Genomic DNA, 17952 nt, shown 5'->3' with positions numbered 1-17952 from the left:
ATTTCCTATTTTGTTAGTGCATTAAATGGCTAAGGGTTAAACAGCCGCTTGCAGACGGAATTGATTGAGAACCGCAAAGATACGCAACTGATTAATCAGCACGCCGGTCCACAACACATCAACACGATTTGGATTACTGGCATTTTTCTCAACTATCAGGCCACGGGCGAAACCTTTGGCATCCTGAACATAGCCATTAAATTCCAGGGTCTGATACTGAGCAATCAGCTCGGCACGGATGGTATTTGGCGTGATGATGGCCGAGCCTGGTGCAAAACGGGTACCATCGGCAGCCAACTTCATGCGAGCAAACTTCGAGGTCACCTGAGTTCGTAGGTAGCGCGTGACAAACATCAATAAGAACAAGGTCTCAATTTGCAAATAACTATCATCCGCAGCACCGTATTTGTTGGTCTGATAAGTCGTAATGATATTTTCGATTTGAACTGTCCCGTCGTCCGCCACCGTCACGGTTGAAATACCGCTATGCAGCAAGTTATTCCGCTCAGCCAGGGTAAAACGGCTAGAAAGGGGCGCTGCCAATACACCACTTACGGCCAACGTTTGCAGTGGGCGGCCGGGATCATTACGCAAGCTTTGTGCAATAGCACCAACATACGCGGCTGACCAGAGGTAAGCCGGTGTCGGCGAGTTATGGATCCCGAGCAATGAGGCATGTTGGTCATTACGCAGTTCACCGGCCGCAGTCAGTTGACCATAGGTGCCGGAGTGAGCGGCAAAGCTGTGACCATACAGTTGCTGACTATAGCTCCAGCGCCCGGTGCTATCAGAAAGGAATGCCTTGATGGCATCCAATGACGCGGTATCCGTGTAAGGGTTGATAATGAAATCGAAGGTACGATCTTGTAAGTTTGCCAGGCCACTTGCCAGTTCAGGCGCGCCTGCACCGCCTGCCATCGGGGTGATCGACAACACCAGACTCTCCGGAGTGGTCTCTCCGCCGGCACTCCCCAAATAATTCAAACGCAGATCGATATTGTTGCCATGTGCTCCTTTGTTTTTGGCTGTTAGCACCACAACAGCGCCTTCCGATACGCCATCACCAGTATGGGCAACCGTTACCGGTAATTCAGGTTTACTCTCGATTGCCGCTGCCAGCGCCAGAGCGATGGTATTGGCATCATCAGTCGGCACTACCGTGGTTTGTACACGAATACCGGCGATATACAGTGAGATAACACCGGTTGCTGATGCCGGGGTCGTCACGGTAATTTTACCGATGGCAGCAACCATAGCTTCAGAGTCGCGCAATGGTAGAAGATAGATTTCGCCAGCGCTGTCATTGGCCAGATATGCTGCCATTTGCCCATGTAGCATTGAACCTGCACCACACAAACCGGCAACGGTGGCGACAGATGAAACCAGCAGCGGCACATTGACGGGCAAAGTGCTTTCCGCCAGGGTTTGCCCGATAATCAAAGTCCGTTGAGGGGTGCTCGCTGTGTTAGCTTGGGAATTATCAAACTCGGCAAAGAACAGTGGCGTACGCAGATTACTCGGGATATTAGTGAAAGGAATTGTCATAATTTTTTACTCTCCGTTGTTAACACTTAAAATGCAGGTTTCGCTGTTTTTACCGTAACCTGCACCACATCACCGTCTTGAATACGACGGTGCCAAAATGGGTTATCAGGAACCTCTGCGCCAGATTCAGGCAAAAAGGTGCCCTTGACCGGGTCACGCACTGCGCGGCCAGTCATCGGTTTTACAAACATAGGGTTACTCCGAAAGGGTGATGGCGATCAGCGGGTCTGTGGTGCCATCAGGCATATCAATCGCAATGTCGATACCTGTCAGTGGCGTGGTTTCTACTGGGAAGAAGTCTTCCGGCCCTTGGTAATACTCAAGATCGAGTTCTATTTTTACTTCAGCAAAATGTTGCTCGCTGCTGGTATCGATCCCCATCGTGGTACGCACTTTGGCAAATTGCTGAATCTGGCGAGTCAGTTCATAACTGTTAATCACTGCCCGTTGAATCTGTTCACACAAACGCTCAAGTGCCGATGCCGCTTCCGTGACTCGATTTACTGCCTCACTTAGTTGGATATGTCCGCTAATGCGTAAGGTGGTCATGGTATTAAACTGCGGTACATTGCGGCCAATAGACTCTTTTACTTCAAGTGGTGTCTGTAACAAAATGGCTGGATAAGTGGTTACCGGCCATGCATCAGTTGAATAGATACGACCTTCCGCATCTGTTTTGCCCAATAATGCGGCAGCGGCCAGTTGCCTGATTAGTGCAGCATTCATAGGCTCACCTGATAAAAAATGAGATATCTGACATTACTACCGGTCATAGTTATTCTCCTGGTAAATGGTTGCCCCGTTCGGGGATAAGCTTGTCGTCTCACGGCGGTAGTGGATTATCGATTTGGTTATTACGCCAACGAATGACCTCATCAAGCCGTCCTTTACAGAGGCGTAACTCTCGCTTGAGTGCCAACGCATATAAACTACTGTCACCCCATGTGGAACCAACAAATTCCGGGATTTCACACTGGGTCATCGCCGACTCAGGTGGCAGTAATAAGGGGGATTTCACCACCTGAAGGGCCGGCTTATTCACGCAAGATACTAATGCCAGGCTCAGGCATACGGCTGACAGCGCAGTTGTCAGTTGCGGTTGCCGCCACAAAACGCTTGAGACGATCCTCAGTTTCATGTCGCAATACCCTTTCATTTTCCAACTGCCGTGCGACGGCAGCCCGATTAGCCGCATCGTTTAACTGATAGGCAGCGATGGTGTTATCCAATGTTTGATTAACAACTCGTTCAGCCTGTAACTCCGCATGCTCCTGCACCTGTTTGGCACTCAAGCGATAGGTATTGGCCATCAGCCCCATGAGTAATATCGCGAGCAACACCGTGGTGATGGCACGCCTATTCATTTGCCCTCCCTGGCTTTCGCTTTTATTGCCGTCAGGTTCGGTGTCAGACAAAGTTCATGTTCAATCTCACGCCGATTAACCAAACCCTGCCAGCGCTTGCCACCCGCCATAATCCAGCGCCGCAACTCCCCGCATGCGCCGGTTATATTTCCGCTATTGAGTTTCTTTAATAAGGTTGAGTGGATAAATGCGGTTTTACCGACGTTATAGGTAAATGAATAGAGCGCTGCGCGGGTGTAATCTCCCACAGGTACCTGTATCGCATCATCGACCGACTTTTTCACCACCAGTAAATCCTGCTGTAATAGCGCATCACACTGTTGATCGCTATACAGTTTTCCCTGGATAATGTCGTTACCAGTGTGACCATCACACAGCGTCATGACGCCCACTACGTCGTTGTAGGCGATGTATTTACGTCCTTCAAAACCATCGTGCCCACCCAGCAATGTTCCGGCAATGGCTACTGCTCCACCGGCTGCGGCACCCAAAACTTTCTTACGCAGTGAAGGCGTCATGTCAGCTCTCCATTTTGTGTAGCGCGTCATTACATACCGCAATTGCGGCTGGAATATCGGCCACTGTTTTATTACGCAAAAAATCCCGTAGAATTTCTGTTCGTCTCTGCTCTTCTTTAATTATTGCGTCCTTTTCCCGTAAATTAACGTAATAAGTTTTGATGGTAAATATTACGCTAATAATAGTACCCAGAATAAAGATGTAATCCTGTAAACTCAGCGCTGAAAATAGAGCAAGCGATCCTGCCCACCAATACGGCAGTGGATTTTGTTCACTCATTTAATACCTCCCAAGCCGATACACTTGCGCGTATGACTAACAGAAAGAGGAAAGCCCCAACCATGCGGGGCTTTCCTCTTTCTTAATCAGTATGTAACGAACCAGTGATATCAAACTAATATACTTTTTGCGGACCGCGTTAGTGTTTTTTTATAAAAAATAGATTTATTTTTAATTAAATACACATCAACTAAAAAACAAAAAACCTCACCAAAGCGAGATTTTAAATTATGATAATTGCGTAACAAACTAACCAGTAATGTCAGACTAATACACTTTTTGCGGACCGCGTGAGTGTTTCTTCATAAATATGTAAATTCTCTATTAAAGGGTCCATAGTTAATTTCACATTCAACATTGCCAGGCAGCCATCAACAAAGCCTTCCGCCATTTGCATATTAATTCGCACCAGTTTTTCATCTCTTTTCTGCTGACGAGCAATTGCTCGCTTGGATTGATTAAGCACATAGTGACGGATGATCAATTCATATTCATCTGGCCGGTATTGTTTTAATCGAGCAACGCAACCATCGACAACCAGACCGTCATCATCACAACAGGAGGCTTTACTCTTAGACGTATCAGGCAATAACCCCTTAAAGCCCGCAGCGATAGATGAATAATCCAGCCCGGAGCTATATCTTACCCATACTCCCCAGCGCGCCAGGACTAATTGAATATCTCTCATGTTTTGGTTCTGCTTACTGTGGCTTCCGGTTTGTGTACCGTTTATTGAACTCATAAATAATTACTCCACAAAAGGCAGGGCACCGTGATGACACCTCAGCCTATCGATTGCTCAACAACGGAAACCACCGTAAGTCTGGCCGCCGTCTTCTTGTGATAAACAGGAACAACCCATGCTACATATCTGGATAGCAGTGATGCGTGCCAGAACGATCTCATACGTTTCCCTGATATATTTTGATTGATTATTACCGCAAGTGATTTTATAGTCAACACCGCAGATGATTGGATATTATTGCTAACGGTAATAAAATTGACTGATGAAAAAGAAGCCATTGACGCCAGAACAGTTAGACGACGCTAAGCGGCTGAAAGAGCTGTTTAATGCCAAGAAAAAAGTACTGGGTATATCCCAAGAGTCTGTCGCGCACGAATTAGGGGTTGGGCAAAGTGCCGTAAACCAATTCCTTAACGGCATAAATCCGCTCAATGTGACCAACGCCGCTGCTTTTGCCAAAATACTCAATGAACCAATCAGCAGCTTTAGCCCTTCTCTGGCGAAAGAATTGGCGAAAATGGCCGAAAGTTTATCGATCTCGGCGCGTAATGGGCTAAATGATAAACCGGCCGGATCAGTTGCTAACAGCTATCCGTTAATCAGTTGGATAAGTGCAGGTAACTGGTATGAGGCAATAGAGCCTTATACGCTGCGTGATATTGAAATCTGGCCTGAATCGACCAAAAATGCCCATGACAACGCTTTTTGGCTCAGCGTTAAAGGAGACTCCATGACATCGCCTTCAGGGATCAGTTTTCCTGAAGGAATGATTATTCTGGTTGACCCGGAAAAAGAGCCGCTACCCGGTAATTTTGTTATTGCCAAACTGACTGATGATAACGAAGCAACATTTAAGAAACTCATTGTTGATGCTGGTGTTAAGTATTTGAAACCATTGAATCCCTCCTATCGATTAATCGAACTCAATGGCAACTGTAAGATACTGGGTGTGGTGGTTGATGCTCGCTGGCTGGAAATAAACTAGCTCCCATCTAGATAAACACCGGTGCTCAGTTGTAGTTGGAAAAATAAATCACTTGTATAAACAATCAGATAAGCACCCACACATAAAATAACCGCCAGTGATCCCCACAATTAATCACCTGCGGTTATTTTATTGACATTAAAAAATCAGTAATAGTCGTTTTCTCGCCTCAATCCGTGTAAAACAGCGTTGTCTGCCACTCGCCAGTGCTGTATATTAATACAGTATTTACTCATTCAGGAAAAAGCCATGCGTGTTGAATTGATTTATGACAAACGGAATGTCGCCGGCCTACCCAACGCCGCTGAAATGATTAAGGCAGAGTTAACCAAGCGGGTGCATCGGGTGTTTCCTGATGCTGAAGTTAAGGTTAAACCAATGCAAGCCAATGGCATCAATACTGATGCTAATAAACAAGAAAAATCAGTACTGAACCGGTTGGTTGAAGAAATGTTTGATGAAGCCGACGAATGGCTAGTTAATGATTTTTGAAAACCATTTAGCCGGGTAATCAGGCCCGGCTCATATTAATGCATTATAGTGCGCCATTATTAAGTAATATTTTAATACGTTTAATTTTCTTTTAATCTTTATTTTAAAAAATTAATCTCCCGTCAATGTTAACTTTTACCTTCTATTTTTAAAGGGATTAAAGGTTAATGATGGAAAAGAATAGATGGGTAAAGAAAAGTGTTGCTGTATTACCGCTGATTATCACCTGCCATACAGCAGTAGCCAGCTATCACTCAGATATAAACGATGGTCTGACGATTAGCTCCTCATTGGGGTTATTGAATGCAGAATCACAAGAGTTTGTTTATCAGCGCCAATATAATGGTCACAAACTAAGCCAGATAGATTGGAAAGCGGAAAACACGCCTATTGTAAAAATGGATATATCATGGGATCTGTTATCACGGTTAACATTAACCGCGCGCAGATGGTCCACATTATCACCTGGGAAGGGGGTCATGGATGATTATGATTGGAAGACGTTAGGGCAATCTAAGTGGACTGATTGGTCTCATCACGAAAAAACCAATTTAAATTATGCGAATGAAATCGATCTTAATGCAAAGCTTTGGCTTTTAAAGCAAGACAATTACCGTATTGGTATGATGGCCGGTTATCAGCGCAATAATAATAGCTGGACATCTTATGGTGGAAACTATAATTACAATAAAGGCAATAACCTATTTACAGGTTCCGATAGTGTTACCGGCATTGGTTATAAGCAAAAGTTTGAAATGCCCTATCTTGGCTTAGCCGGGAGCTATCATTATCAAAAATTTGAGTTTAATACCTTGCTGAAATACAGCAGTTGGGTAAATGCCTATGGTGATGATGAACACTATTTACGTCAACTTTCATTTAAAGACAGCAGCAAAGGCTCTCGCTATTACGCAGTAGTGGTTGATGCGGGCTACTACGTCACCGATAACACTAAATTATTTGTTGAAGCGTCCTGGAACAGGCATGCCGAAGGAAAAGGAGATACACAAATCATCGACACTGGTGCAGGTGTTTCTGCAAATGTAGCTAATAGCGCCGGCATTGCTCAACAACATCAAACTATCGCTATAGGTTTGCAGTATAAATTTTAATCTAACCACCCTCTTATTACTGCCATCCCTCAGCATCAATGCAGCCTGAAAACCGCTGCTTTAGCTGCATTGATGCTAATTTTACCCTTTTGATGTCACTATTTTTTTCAACTTTATTTGAATTTTTACCTTCAAATGAAGCAGAAAGGAATAATCAAGCTTATGTTTTTATTGAATATAGATGTCAATAAAATCCACCTACTTTGTCACCGTTACATAAAGAAGTATTAACAATGGCGTATTAATTACAGTTTGTTACTGTGACACAGCTCAAGTTTATCTCTGCCAAGCCGTTACTTGAATCATGCCTTCCCTCTTATTTAGGACGCTCTATGCTTGATTCCATTCGTTCACGTATCTTGGCTGCCTGTATCATCATCGTGGCAGGCTCTCTGGCCATTAACACCTATTTTAACTACTCGGTTGCCAGTAAATATAACAATAGTGCCATAGATAATACCCTGACCGCCGTTACCGCCAGTCATGGTGTCGGGATCGCCGATTGGGTTGCCTCCAAAACACAAATGATTGTGTCACTAAAAGACAGCGCACTGACGGCAGACCCGACAGCGGCACTGCGACAAGTTGCAGCCGCAGGTAACTTCATCAACGTGTATATCGGTTACGCGAACAAAACCGCGATTTTTTCTAATCCCGATGGTATTCCAGCTGGCTACGACCCCACTGGGCGGCCATGGTATCTACAAGCGGTAAAAGCGGGCAAACCCGTGGTCACCCCACCCTATGTTGATGCTGGAACCAATCAGTTAGTGGTAACGTTCGCATTGCCGATTATTCAGGACGGCAGCGTTAAAGGGGTATTGGCTGCTGATGTCACCATGGACAGCGTGATTGCAAACGTGAAATCCATACACCCGACTGAAGATAGTTTTGGTATGTTAATCGATGCCGATGGCACCATTATCGCTCATCAAGATGCGAAACTAGCCCTTAAGCCACTGAGCGATATTGCGCCGACGCTGGACCTTAAAACACTGTTAACAGCAACTGAGCCTGTCGCTGCCAATATTGGCGATAACAGTAAATTGCTGCTGGCCCAAGCAGTACCAGGGACTCAATGGTTTACCGTTGTCGCCCTGGACAAAGCTCAAGCTACCACCGGCATGCGGTCGTTACTGACCACATCACTGGTGACGCTGGTGATTATTATTTTAATCGCTGTTGTCATTATTAGCCTCATTACCAAACGTGCTCTGGCACCGCTGACCCATGTGCATAAAGCCATGGATGCTATCAGCTCCGGCTCAGAAGACTTAACTCAGCGACTGCCGGTAGAAGGCCGTGATGAAGTGGCAAAAATAGCCCTTTCGTTCAACAATTTTGCCGACAAACTGAGTGTAGTAATGGCGCAAATCCGTGATACCAGCGAATCAGTACGGATTGCAGCCAATGAGATAGCGGCAGGTAATCAGGATCTGTCGGGCCGCACAGAGTCTGCCGCCGCCAGTTTGCAGCAAACCTCGGCGGCGTTGGAACAAATCTCGGCAACCGTGGCCCACTCCGCCAGCGCAGCGCGCCAGGCCAATACTGCGGTACTTTCGGCGGCTAACGATGCTTCACGTGGTGGCGACGTGATAGCTAAAGTCATCACCACAATGGAATCGATTGAAGCGGCATCTGGCAAGATCGGCGATATCACCAGTGTGATCGACGGTATCGCTTTCCAAACCAATATTCTGGCACTTAACGCGGCGGTAGAAGCGGCACGCGCGGGTGAGCAAGGACGCGGTTTTGCTGTGGTCGCAGGGGAAGTTCGTACATTGGCGCAGCGCAGTGCACAGGCAGCGAAAGAGATCAAAACGCTGATCGAATCGACAGTCAGCAGTGTGGCATCTGGCTCCGGCCAGGTACGTCAAGCCAGTAATACCATGACCGAAATCGTCAGCAGCGTGTCGGATGTCACCACCATTATGTCTGAAATAACCAACGCAGCCGATGAACAAATGCGCGGCATCCACGAAATAAATAGTGCGGTCGCGCAATTGGATACCATGGTGCAACAAAATGCCGCATTGGTGCAGGAATCCACCGCAGCATCTGCGGCGTTACAAGCTCAGGCTGCTGATTTAACCAGTGCCGTGAATCAATTTAGGATCTAGTTCAGCATCGGTATAAATAGAGAAAATACCGATTGGTTTCAGTGGGTTGAAAACTACCCACTGAACCCCCCTACCCCAGCAATATTCGTGCACCAATTTTAATCGGTGCAAAATTGTCGTGTTTCATACCCGCTTCAGTTAATGCCTGCTTGAGTTGTTGTGGTGGTTCATCCAGTGGTTCGTCAGCCAGTTCAAACACCCCCCAATGAATCGGTACTGTCATCGGCTGCTGTAATTGTTTAAATAACTGCACCGACTGCTGTGGATCCATATGTTGGGCCTGCATAAACCACCGCGGGGCATAAGCACCAATGGGCAAGGCGGCATAATTGAATGGCCCTAACCTTTCGCCAATGGTTAATAGTTGCTGGCAATAACCTGTATCACCGGTAAAGTAAAAGTTAATATCATCACGCTTGACCACCCAACCAGACCACAAACTTTGGTTACGATCCCAGGGGGTACGCATGCTCCAATGCCGTGCCGGTACACAATGAAACTCAAATTCAGCTGCGAGGTGTTTATCCCACCAATCCAGTTCATGAACATGGCGAGCACCCTGCTGTAGTAACCAACTTTTTAACCCTAACGGTGCCAGAAAAATCAGCTTAGGAAAGCGGCGCAATAATTGGCTAATCGTTGTCACATCCAAATGGTCGTAATGGTTGTGAGAAATCACTACCACATCTATATGGGGTAACTCTTTTACGCTGGCAGGTACCGGTGTTCTCCGTGCTGGCCCGTAAAAATTGAGCGGCGAGGCACGGCCGGAGAGTACCGGATCAAACAAAACCGTTTTCCCACTGACCCGCAATAACAGTGACGCATGGCCTAGCCACCACAACGCATCCTGCTGCCCGCTAAAATCAGCCGCTTGCCACCAATCAGTGACAAACTGCGCATATCCTTGCTGCGGCGGTTTTGGTAGCGACTGGCGTTTTCGCTCTTCACGCCAACGCTTCAAATCTTGTGGATGATGAACAACCGGCTCCAGATTCTGAAATCCAAACTCAGTGTGGTGTGGCTTACTGGCATCATAATAGGGGTTTTTCTTTGCCATTCTACGTCCTTCACTGTCAGCCGCGATTGCAACCAACATTTATTCATGGGCTATGCCCGCAATAATTCGCCCTTTCACAAAAGTGATATTTTCACACTGTAAGCAATAGCGCTAATTCTAGTAATGGTCTTTCATTTTGCTGGTTAAAATCTTGCCACACGTGTCACGGTCATTATTGTCACAAAATGGCATTATCGATTATTCGCATTATCATGGATATTCTGTTTTTTGCTGAATATCCACCCTAGCTACTAATTTGATTCATATCAATTTTTACTGTAATAGGCGCCTTTTCTGGCCGAAAAACCCTTTTTCGTGATCGAACACTCATTTTTATAAACGCCATACCTTTATAAAGAAAACGATTATCCATTATTAATGAAACATTGTTTTAATTTGAGGTGGCAGTAAAAATGAGTAAACAGATTTCAACAAGGCATACGCTGGCGTACGGGAGTGCCAACTTACTGGGAAGTGGGGCACTGGCAATCAGCGGAGCCTGGCTGATGTATTTCTACACCACCTTTTGCGGGCTATCAGTCGTAGAGGCTGCGACTATTTTCTCAATCGCCAGTATTCTTGATGCGATTAGTAATCCAGTAATGGGTTATATCACCGATAACTTCTATAACACCAGACTGGGCCGCATCTTTGGTCGTCGTCGCTTCTTTATCTTACTGGGTATCCCGCTGGTACTTGTCTATCCAATGTTATGGATGAGCGGTTTTGGCTTTTGGTATTACCTACTGACCTACGCGCTGTTTGAACTGATTTATACCTCCATCATGGTGCCATATGAAACATTGGCGACCGAGATGACCACCGATTTTGCCAAACGCTCCAAATTAACTGGTTCTAAAGCCATTTTCGGTAAAGTAGCAAACTTTTTGGCCGCTTTTATTCCCGGTCAGTTTATTGCCATTTACGGTAAAGATTCTGCAACCCCCTTCCTTTATACCGGTATCGCTTACGGTCTGATTATGTGCTGCGCGATGATCTGGCTTTATAGCTCATCATGGGAACGCCCAGCGAGCGAAGTGGTCCGTGAAACCACCAGCAGTTTCGGCCAGGCGCTGAAAAAGCTGTGTGTTGATATGGCGTCTACTTTCCATCTGCGCATTTTCCGCAAGCATCTGGGTATGTATCTGTTCGGCTTTGGCGCGGAGTGGTTATTCGCATCGGCATTTACCTACTTTATTATTTTTGGTTTAGGTCAAGATGCCGCACTGGTTTCTCAGCTCAATAGTTTCAGTTCAATAATGCAGTTGATTTCCACCGCCGTCTTTATCGGTATCTGCGTCAAAATGGGCTTTGCTCGCCCGTTCCGCATCGCTCTGCAAGTGGTTATTGTCAGTGTGATTGCCTATGCTGCGCTCTATTTTACTGGCTGGTCGCAAACAACAACTGTCATTGTACTGTTCTGTATTACCGCAGTTTTCGGTTTAAGCACTGGGGGGATTTATTATATTCCGTGGACGGTTTATACCTTCCTGGCGGATGTGGACGAAGTATTGACCGGCCGTCGCCGTGAAGGGATCTACGCCGGAGCCATGACCTTTGCAGGTAAAATGGTACGTTCGATTATTGTTTTCGCCATGGGCTGGACATTAAGTCGCTTTGGTTTTGTCTCCGGGCAATCGAGCCAACCGGAAGTTGCCGTACAAGCCATCGTAGGGGTATTTGCCATCGGCGTTATCGCTCTGGCACTGGTGGCTATCTATTACACCACGCAAATGAAACTGGACCGTAATAATCACAAAATCCTGCTAGAAGAGATTGAGCGGATTAAAGGTGGCGGTGCCATGGCAGATATTCCGGCCCATGCCAGAGCGGTTGCTGAAGAACTAACCGGTTGGAAATATGAACAGTGCTGGGGCAACAACCACCTTGGCATGAAAGAATCATCCAATGTGGCTCCAAAGCCTGTGACTGAAAGCTAATTGATTTTCGGTTTTAACCACAAAACGCATCGGCCAACACCGGTGCGTTTTTTATTACGTGGAATAACCTTATGATTCTGCTCAACTAACCGCAGAATTTCATTCGTTTAACGATATCCCGCTAGTGAGCAACTCGCGATCCTAAATCACGATCCTGAGTTTCGCCGTGGATCAGATGTGTCAATTCTTCAACACACTGAATCAGCCCATGTTCGATGCGGTAAAAAGCGATAACTTTCATCAAGACCCTTTGCCCGCTCTTTTTGACCACATCAACCAGATGCACACTGGCAATCTGATCACCATCCGCCATCACTTTTTCCAGCGTGATGGTTCCACTAGCAAGTGTGCTTTTCAACACCTGCACATGGCGAATAAACGCCTCATAATCTAATTGATTACCATCAGCTTGCTGTTGATAATCGGTCGAAAAAAATGCAGCAACATCCTGGGTGCTATAGCTCGAGTCAACCAAAGCAGTAAATACCTGTTGGAGAAATTGTTTTGCCTGTTGCGAATTCATCATGGTGACTCCCGTTATCCAGCGCCAATGCTGAGAATGCCAGACTAGCAATATCCTTGTGGCCTTGATAACGTATCTGAGTCATTCAATACGGTTTTTACGCCATGCAATCTCATTTAATTGATCCTTCACAACTGATGCTGACAACGATGCCAGTATTGACCGTGGTACAGCGTCACGACAAGCTAGCGCGAATGACGCAGCCGCATCGCCACAGTGCGGGCCAATTATTAGCGGCAATAAATGGCTTGCTAACTATCGTCATACCCGAGGGTCAATGGGTGGTACCGGCAACACATGTGGTCTGGCTTCCCCCTCATCAACAGCACGGTTTCCGCTCGCACGGCCCTTTTCACGGCTGGAGTGTATATTTGCGCGAAGATGTCTGTGCGTCTTTACCGCTACAGCCGCGAACGATGCAATTAAGTGGCTTATTACGAGAAACCGTAAATCGCGCAGCGCAATGGCCCCGAGGGGAATTACTTGAGAACCAGCAGCGGATTATGGCGGTGATGCTAGACGAAATTGCATCATTACCTGCCGAACCATTTGAATTACCAATGCCACAAGATCCACGGCTGATAAAGGTCGCGCATGAGTTACTGAGTGACCTAGCTAACAAACAGAGAATGGATCAATGGTCACACTGGGCTGGAATGTCACCCCGAACACTGAGCCGTCGTTTCATCGCAGAGACAGGCTATAGTTTTAGCCACTGGCGGCAACGCGCACGTTTCATGCGCGCGCTGGAAATGCTGGCAGAGAAAATACCCGTGACCCATGTCGCGTTGGATGTCGGCTACGAAAACCTCAGCGCTTTTATTGATCAATTTCAGCGCGTTTTTGGCGTGACCCCCGGCAAGTACTTCCCGGTAATGTAAATTTTTCGTCTGTCTGAAAATTTCAGCATGTTTTATGCCAATATCCGATTACTATAAGCACACGACCACTTACTTTGTTTTTGAACATGGATAAAAGATTGTTGAAACATTTCACTGCCCCGCTACTGGCCGCTGCTCTATTCACTATTCCATTGCACAGCGATGCCAAGACAGAGCTTTTGACCTCACAAGTTGTTGATCAATATGCCGAACATATTTTCTATAACAGTGGTGCCATGGGAATGGCTCTGGTGGTTATTGATAACAATCAAGTGGTAAACCGTAGTTTTGGGGAAACCAAACCCGGTAACAACCTGCGTCCACGGCCAGACTCACTGATTCGCATTGCATCAATTACCAAGCTAATGACCAGTGAAGTGATGGTAAAACTGGCCGATGACGGCACGGTAAAATTGACCGATCCCCTGCGAAAATACGCACCTAAGGGAGCACGAGTCCCTGCTTATAACGCAAAACAGCCGATTACCTTGCTGAATCTAGCCAGCCACACCAGTGGCCTGCCGCGCGAGCAACCCGGTGGCCCACAAAAAAGGCCGGTGTTTACCTGGCCGACTAAAGATAACCGCTGGCAATGGATGAAGCAGGCCACGGTCACCGTGCCGCCTGGGGTTAAAGCCGCCTACTCCAATTTGGCCTACGACTTGCTGGCCGATGCGCTGTCACGGGCATCAGGCAAGCCTTATAGCAGTTTGCTGCGTGACAAAATCACCGCTCCGTTGGGGATGAAAAACACCACCCTGACCCCAACGGCAGAACAATGTAACCGTCTGATGGTCGGAGTAGGCAGTAGTCGTTGTGAAAACACCCTTGCGGCGGCGGGAAGTGGTGGGATTTACTCAACACCGGAAGATATGCAGCGTTGGATGCAGCAATTCTTAGCTTCTGATAACAGCGCGCGCAAAAGCTCAGCCAAACGTGAACAGGCGCTCTATTTCCAACGTCGTGATTTGGTGTCATTAAAAGGTATGGATGTTGCCGGTCAGGCAGACGCACTGGGGTTAGGCTGGGTCTACATGGCGCCTAATACCGAACTACCAGGAATTATGCAAAAAACCGGTGGTGGCGGTGGATTTATTACCTATATGGCGATGATTCCAGAAAAGAACATTGGGGTTTTCGTCGTAGTGACCCGTACCCAACTGACTAAATTTACTAATATGAGTGATGGCGTTAATCGATTAGTCGCTCAATTGGCGAAGAATAGTTAGCATCGGCTCAATTGCGGTGAACATAGGCCCGTTTTAGTTCCCAGCACTTTTTGATATACCGACCGAATAATAGCTCGGTGAGTATTGCTTCGGTATCAGATTGTTAGGCGACATATGCGGGCATTCGATGTCAGTTTGCCGCAAACCGCCCCAGCACAGCACAACCCGCGGTGCTGGTAGGTATCGGCAATGGGCAAACATACCTGCGCATAGATGTAGCCCGTAGCATCAATTATGCTGCCGCTCAATGATGCTAACTCTCGGGCCGTGAGGAAGATAAGGCGCACAGTTGCGCCATAAAGGACCTGCCGTTCTGTGGCGGGGCCGCGTTAAAGAAATCACAAACAGTGGCCCCTACATCAGACAGCGTTGTGCGGTAACCAATCTCCCCTCCGGCAATACCGGGTCGCCACACCAGTAAGGGCACATTCTCGCGAGTGTGATTACTATGCCCAATTGTCGGGTCATTACCGTGATCCGCCATCACCACCAGGCAATCATCCTGCTGCATTCGCCCCATCAAGATCGCCAGATTCTGATCCACTACCTGCAACCTTTCGGCGTAGCGCGCCACATCCTGTGCATGACCCGCCAGATCGGTTTCCTGAATGTTAGTGCAGATAAATCCATCTCCTGGTTTTTGCAATTCCGCCAAGGTGATATCCATGATGGTCTGGGTATCGACCAGATTTTGATAGTTGGTACCGTGCGGATTGAGTGCGATATCGGCCACTTTGCCCACCAGCACCGTTGGAATACCAATATCATAGAGCTGCTGTGGAACTTGAACGCTGGCATCTACGCCATAGCCCAGATGTACGACCTGAAATCCTTGTTGATAAACCCCTGAGCGTGGTGCATTAATCCCGATATAACGACCCTGTTTCTCCTCTGCGGCAGCGAGTAGCTGCTCATTGCTCGCTAGCAAGCCACCAAAAGCAATCACCCGCCCAACCTTCACACAGCTACGCACTGTCTCACCAATGGCACGGACATCAGCAAACGAAATCGCACTCAGGTTAGCGCTGATGTTAAACACCTGTCCGAGATCCGCTTCCAGGTTATCACCGACCGCCGCGGCCTGATTTACCAACAGATACTGCAACCGGCTTCCCTGACGTTCGACATGCCAACCCGCCGCGACCAGTTTTTGCTCGACCTTATCGATCACCTCGGAAAACGGCATACGCAGCGGTGACTGTGGGCGGGTACCCAGTATTTCCTGATGCCCCATAAAGGTGTCACCGCCTTCGTGTTGCAGCGCTGCCCTGCCGTACACCGCCGTTAGCGAAGGTTTCATCACGTTCGGCGCGAACCCCAGAGCGTTGATGAGCCCCAATTGTTCAAGTGTCGCTAGACTCAATTGCGGAAAACGCTCCAGAATATGCCCACAGGTATTCGCACCAAGGTCCTGCGGCCTGACCTGAGGCACATCGGCCATGCTTCCCACACCAAAGCTGTCTATGACTACCACCACGAATTTACTCACCTTGCCCCCTGAATAACATTGCCGAGTCTGTCATACAGCGCTTCGAGTACTGGGTGACCACACACAATAGCGAAAACTAGTGCCACATCGCTACCCGTGACAAAAATCTGAGTACGGAAACTGACTTACCTACACCGAATGACTTAGGTGCAAGGCCGGGAGACATAGCTTGCCGCTAGACTCCATCAGATTAAAAGCCTAATAATCATTTTTTTGAATATTTAACATGAAGGCAAAACTCACTGGCATTGACCTTTATGCGCCATCCACAAGCTGAACAGATTAGCTAATAAATACCCCTCTTCATTTGGGTGCAGGGCCAAATTAAACCGTGACAGCAGCGCCAAATGGATCTGTAAAATTTGTGGAAACGCGTCAGAGGCTCTGATTTCAGCCAACAATTCATCATCAAGTGGTCCAACTTCCTCACCACGGCGACTGCGCATTAATGCATTTGCCATATGCGTGAGCGCCATTTCCCCCTGCTCCGTGCGCACCGGCAGTGCCCATACCGTTTCCAACTGTGCGACAACCTTTTTCATGCCATCGCAGATGTCCTTATCAATAACCCCTGCCTGATATAGCACGTTTAGCCGATTCTCCATACCGCCAACTCCCTGATAGCTTTTAGTCATTGGGTTGCTGCTCGGCGTTCAACGCCCATGCTGTGATCAGCCAACAATAATTGAATATAGATAACAAGCAGAGAACAGACAAAAAGAGAATGGGATCACAAAAAATAAATAGCCCAGGAGGGGGGACAGCAGAAAATCAGCAGTGGCAGCAGTACAAAGGCAAAAACCCGCTATCTTATTCAGATAACGGGTTTTTAATTGGTGCCGGCACCAAGAGTCGAACTCGGGACCTACTGATTACAAGTCAGTTGCTCTACCAACTGAGCTATGCCGGCGAAATTTTTTGGAACGTTACTACGTTTCCTTGGCGCGCAATATAGTATAACTCAGAACAAACAATCAAGCGTTATCAACAAATTATTTGTATCCCGCTTCATAAAACAACAGATTGATGAATAAATAAGCGTAGCAGTTATCATAATCGGATTCCCATCACCAATCGATACCTTTCTGCGCCTTAATTCCATGATCAAATGCATGCTTCACTGGTCGTAACTCACTAACGGTATCTGCCAGTGCGATAATTTCCCGATGGCAGGCTCGCCCGGTGATGACCACACTTTGATGTACAGGCCGATTTTTTAACGCCGCCAACACCGCATCCAAGCTCAAATAACCGTAAGTGAGCATATAAGTGAGCTCATCTAAAACCACAAGCTGGTAACCAGGGTCAGATAACATCCGCGCGCCCTGCTGCCACACTAGTCTGGCCGCTTGGATATCCGCCGCTTTATCTTGGGTATCCCAAGTAAAACCGGTTGCCATGATATGAAACTCGACCCCGTTACGCTCCAGTAGGTTACGTTCACCACACTCCCAGTCCCCCTTGATAAATTGAAGCACACCTACCCGCATATCATGGCCAACGGCTCTGGCTGCGGTTCCAAATGCGGCGGTACTTTTCCCTTTGCCATTACCGGTAAATACAATAATGATCCCGCCGTTTTTTGTCGCGGCAGCAACCCGCTCCTCAACCTGTTGTTTAAGATGTTGCTGCCGCTGCTGATAACGTTCTTCGTACATCGTGGTTTCCT

20 protein-coding genes and 1 tRNA gene are annotated in these 17952 nt (G+C 47.3%); 7 read left to right on the top strand and 14 right to left on the bottom strand.

Features of this window, described 5'->3' with window-relative positions; all coding sequences use genetic code 11:
* Positions 1-36: 36 nt before the first annotated feature.
* From A6J66_002355 to A6J66_002320, 8 genes are all read right to left on the bottom strand, one after another.
* On the bottom strand, positions 37-1545 hold the full coding sequence (locus tag A6J66_002355; protein ID PNM23130.1) for a phage tail protein: 1509 nt from the start codon (positions 1543-1545) through the stop codon (positions 37-39).
* Between the two features lie 26 nt (positions 1546-1571).
* Positions 1572-1736 carry a DUF2635 domain-containing protein gene (locus tag A6J66_002350; protein ID PNM23129.1) on the bottom strand — a complete coding sequence of 55 codons (165 nt, stop codon included), beginning with the start codon at positions 1734-1736 and terminating at the stop codon, positions 1572-1574.
* A 4-nt stretch (positions 1737-1740) separates the two neighbouring features.
* Complete coding sequence (locus A6J66_002345) at positions 1741-2271, bottom strand: ATP-binding protein (GenBank protein ID PNM23128.1); 531 nt, start codon at positions 2269-2271, stop codon at positions 1741-1743.
* A 97-nt stretch (positions 2272-2368) separates the two neighbouring features.
* Entirely contained in the window at positions 2369-2587 is a 219-nt protein-coding gene (locus A6J66_002340; GenBank protein PNM23127.1) for a hypothetical protein, read from the bottom strand.
* Positions 2580-2909, bottom strand: a complete 330-nt coding sequence (locus A6J66_002335) for a DUF2570 domain-containing protein (protein PNM23126.1) — start codon at positions 2907-2909, stop codon at positions 2580-2582. The genes A6J66_002340 and A6J66_002335 overlap by 8 nt, the downstream gene beginning before the upstream one ends.
* A complete protein-coding gene (locus tag A6J66_002330) occupies positions 2906-3427 on the bottom strand; it encodes a lysozyme (protein PNM23125.1) in 522 nt (173 codons plus the stop codon). The genes A6J66_002335 and A6J66_002330 overlap by 4 nt, the downstream gene beginning before the upstream one ends.
* Before the next feature lies 1 nt (position 3428).
* A complete protein-coding gene (locus A6J66_002325; GenBank protein ID PNM23124.1) occupies positions 3429-3707 on the bottom strand; it encodes a hypothetical protein in 279 nt (92 codons plus the stop codon).
* 262 nt (positions 3708-3969) lie between these two features.
* Positions 3970-4449 (bottom strand): antitermination protein Q, encoded by a 480-nt coding sequence (locus A6J66_002320; GenBank protein PNM23123.1) that lies wholly within the window; start codon positions 4447-4449, stop codon positions 3970-3972.
* Between the two features lie 265 nt (positions 4450-4714).
* On the opposite strand from A6J66_002320, the gene A6J66_002315 reads away from it, so the two are divergent.
* The 4 genes from A6J66_002315 (at position 4715) to A6J66_002300 (ending at position 9161) form a co-directional block, all read left to right on the top strand.
* Entirely contained in the window at positions 4715-5437 is a 723-nt protein-coding gene (locus A6J66_002315; protein ID PNM23122.1) for a helix-turn-helix domain-containing protein, read from the top strand.
* Between the two features lie 249 nt (positions 5438-5686).
* A complete protein-coding gene (locus A6J66_002310) occupies positions 5687-5929 on the top strand; it encodes a DinI family protein (protein PNM23121.1) in 243 nt (80 codons plus the stop codon).
* A 167-nt stretch (positions 5930-6096) separates the two neighbouring features.
* Positions 6097-7041, top strand: coding sequence for a protease (locus A6J66_002305; GenBank protein ID PNM23120.1), 945 nt, complete (start codon positions 6097-6099; stop codon positions 7039-7041).
* Between the two features lie 332 nt (positions 7042-7373).
* Positions 7374-9161, top strand: coding sequence for a methyl-accepting chemotaxis protein (locus tag A6J66_002300; protein ID PNM23119.1), 1788 nt, complete (start codon positions 7374-7376; stop codon positions 9159-9161).
* Positions 9162-9231: 70 nt separating this feature from the next.
* Here the strand turns inward: A6J66_002300 and A6J66_002295 are convergent, their stop codons facing one another.
* Positions 9232-10260, bottom strand: coding sequence for an MBL fold metallo-hydrolase (locus A6J66_002295; protein ID PNM23118.1), 1029 nt, complete (start codon positions 10258-10260; stop codon positions 9232-9234).
* A 374-nt stretch (positions 10261-10634) separates the two neighbouring features.
* On the opposite strand from A6J66_002295, the gene A6J66_002290 reads away from it, so the two are divergent.
* On the top strand, positions 10635-12161 hold the full coding sequence (locus A6J66_002290; GenBank protein ID PNM23117.1) for an MFS transporter: 1527 nt from the start codon (positions 10635-10637) through the stop codon (positions 12159-12161).
* A 121-nt stretch (positions 12162-12282) separates the two neighbouring features.
* Here A6J66_002290 and A6J66_002285 read toward each other — a convergent pair whose 3' ends face one another.
* Positions 12283-12687 carry a nuclear transport factor 2 family protein gene (locus tag A6J66_002285; protein ID PNM23116.1) on the bottom strand — a complete coding sequence of 135 codons (405 nt, stop codon included), beginning with the start codon at positions 12685-12687 and terminating at the stop codon, positions 12283-12285.
* Positions 12688-12833: 146 nt separating this feature from the next.
* On the opposite strand from A6J66_002285, the gene A6J66_002280 reads away from it, so the two are divergent.
* Positions 12834-13565, top strand: a complete 732-nt coding sequence (locus tag A6J66_002280) for an AraC family transcriptional regulator (GenBank protein ID PNM26869.1) — start codon at positions 12834-12836, stop codon at positions 13563-13565.
* Positions 13566-13651: 86 nt separating this feature from the next.
* The gene (locus A6J66_002275) at positions 13652-14794 is read left to right on the top strand and encodes a D-alanyl-D-alanine-carboxypeptidase/endopeptidase AmpH (GenBank protein PNM23115.1); all 1143 of its coding nucleotides are present in this window, start codon (positions 13652-13654) and stop codon (positions 14792-14794) included.
* 253 nt (positions 14795-15047) lie between these two features.
* On the opposite strand, the gene A6J66_002270 is transcribed toward A6J66_002275, so the two are convergent.
* The 4 genes from A6J66_002270 to cobO form a co-directional block, all read right to left on the bottom strand.
* Entirely contained in the window at positions 15048-16283 is a 1236-nt protein-coding gene (locus A6J66_002270) for a phosphopentomutase (GenBank protein PNM23114.1), read from the bottom strand.
* A 239-nt stretch (positions 16284-16522) separates the two neighbouring features.
* Positions 16523-16888, bottom strand: a complete 366-nt coding sequence (locus A6J66_002265; protein PNM23113.1) for a PRD domain-containing protein — start codon at positions 16886-16888, stop codon at positions 16523-16525.
* 229 nt (positions 16889-17117) lie between these two features.
* Positions 17118-17193 (bottom strand) — tRNA-Thr (locus tag A6J66_002260).
* A 157-nt stretch (positions 17194-17350) separates the two neighbouring features.
* Positions 17351-17941 (bottom strand): cob(I)yrinic acid a,c-diamide adenosyltransferase, encoded by a 591-nt coding sequence (gene cobO / locus A6J66_002255; GenBank protein ID PNM23112.1) that lies wholly within the window; start codon positions 17939-17941, stop codon positions 17351-17353.
* Between the last annotated feature and the right edge of the window lie 11 nt (positions 17942-17952).

It is taken from the genome of Yersinia enterocolitica (genome assembly GCA_002082245.2).
GTDB classification, from domain to species: domain Bacteria; phylum Pseudomonadota; class Gammaproteobacteria; order Enterobacterales; family Enterobacteriaceae; genus Yersinia; species Yersinia enterocolitica_E.
The sequence above is the reverse complement of the archived record's forward strand: the minus strand, read 5'-3'. Positions and strand labels throughout refer to the sequence as shown.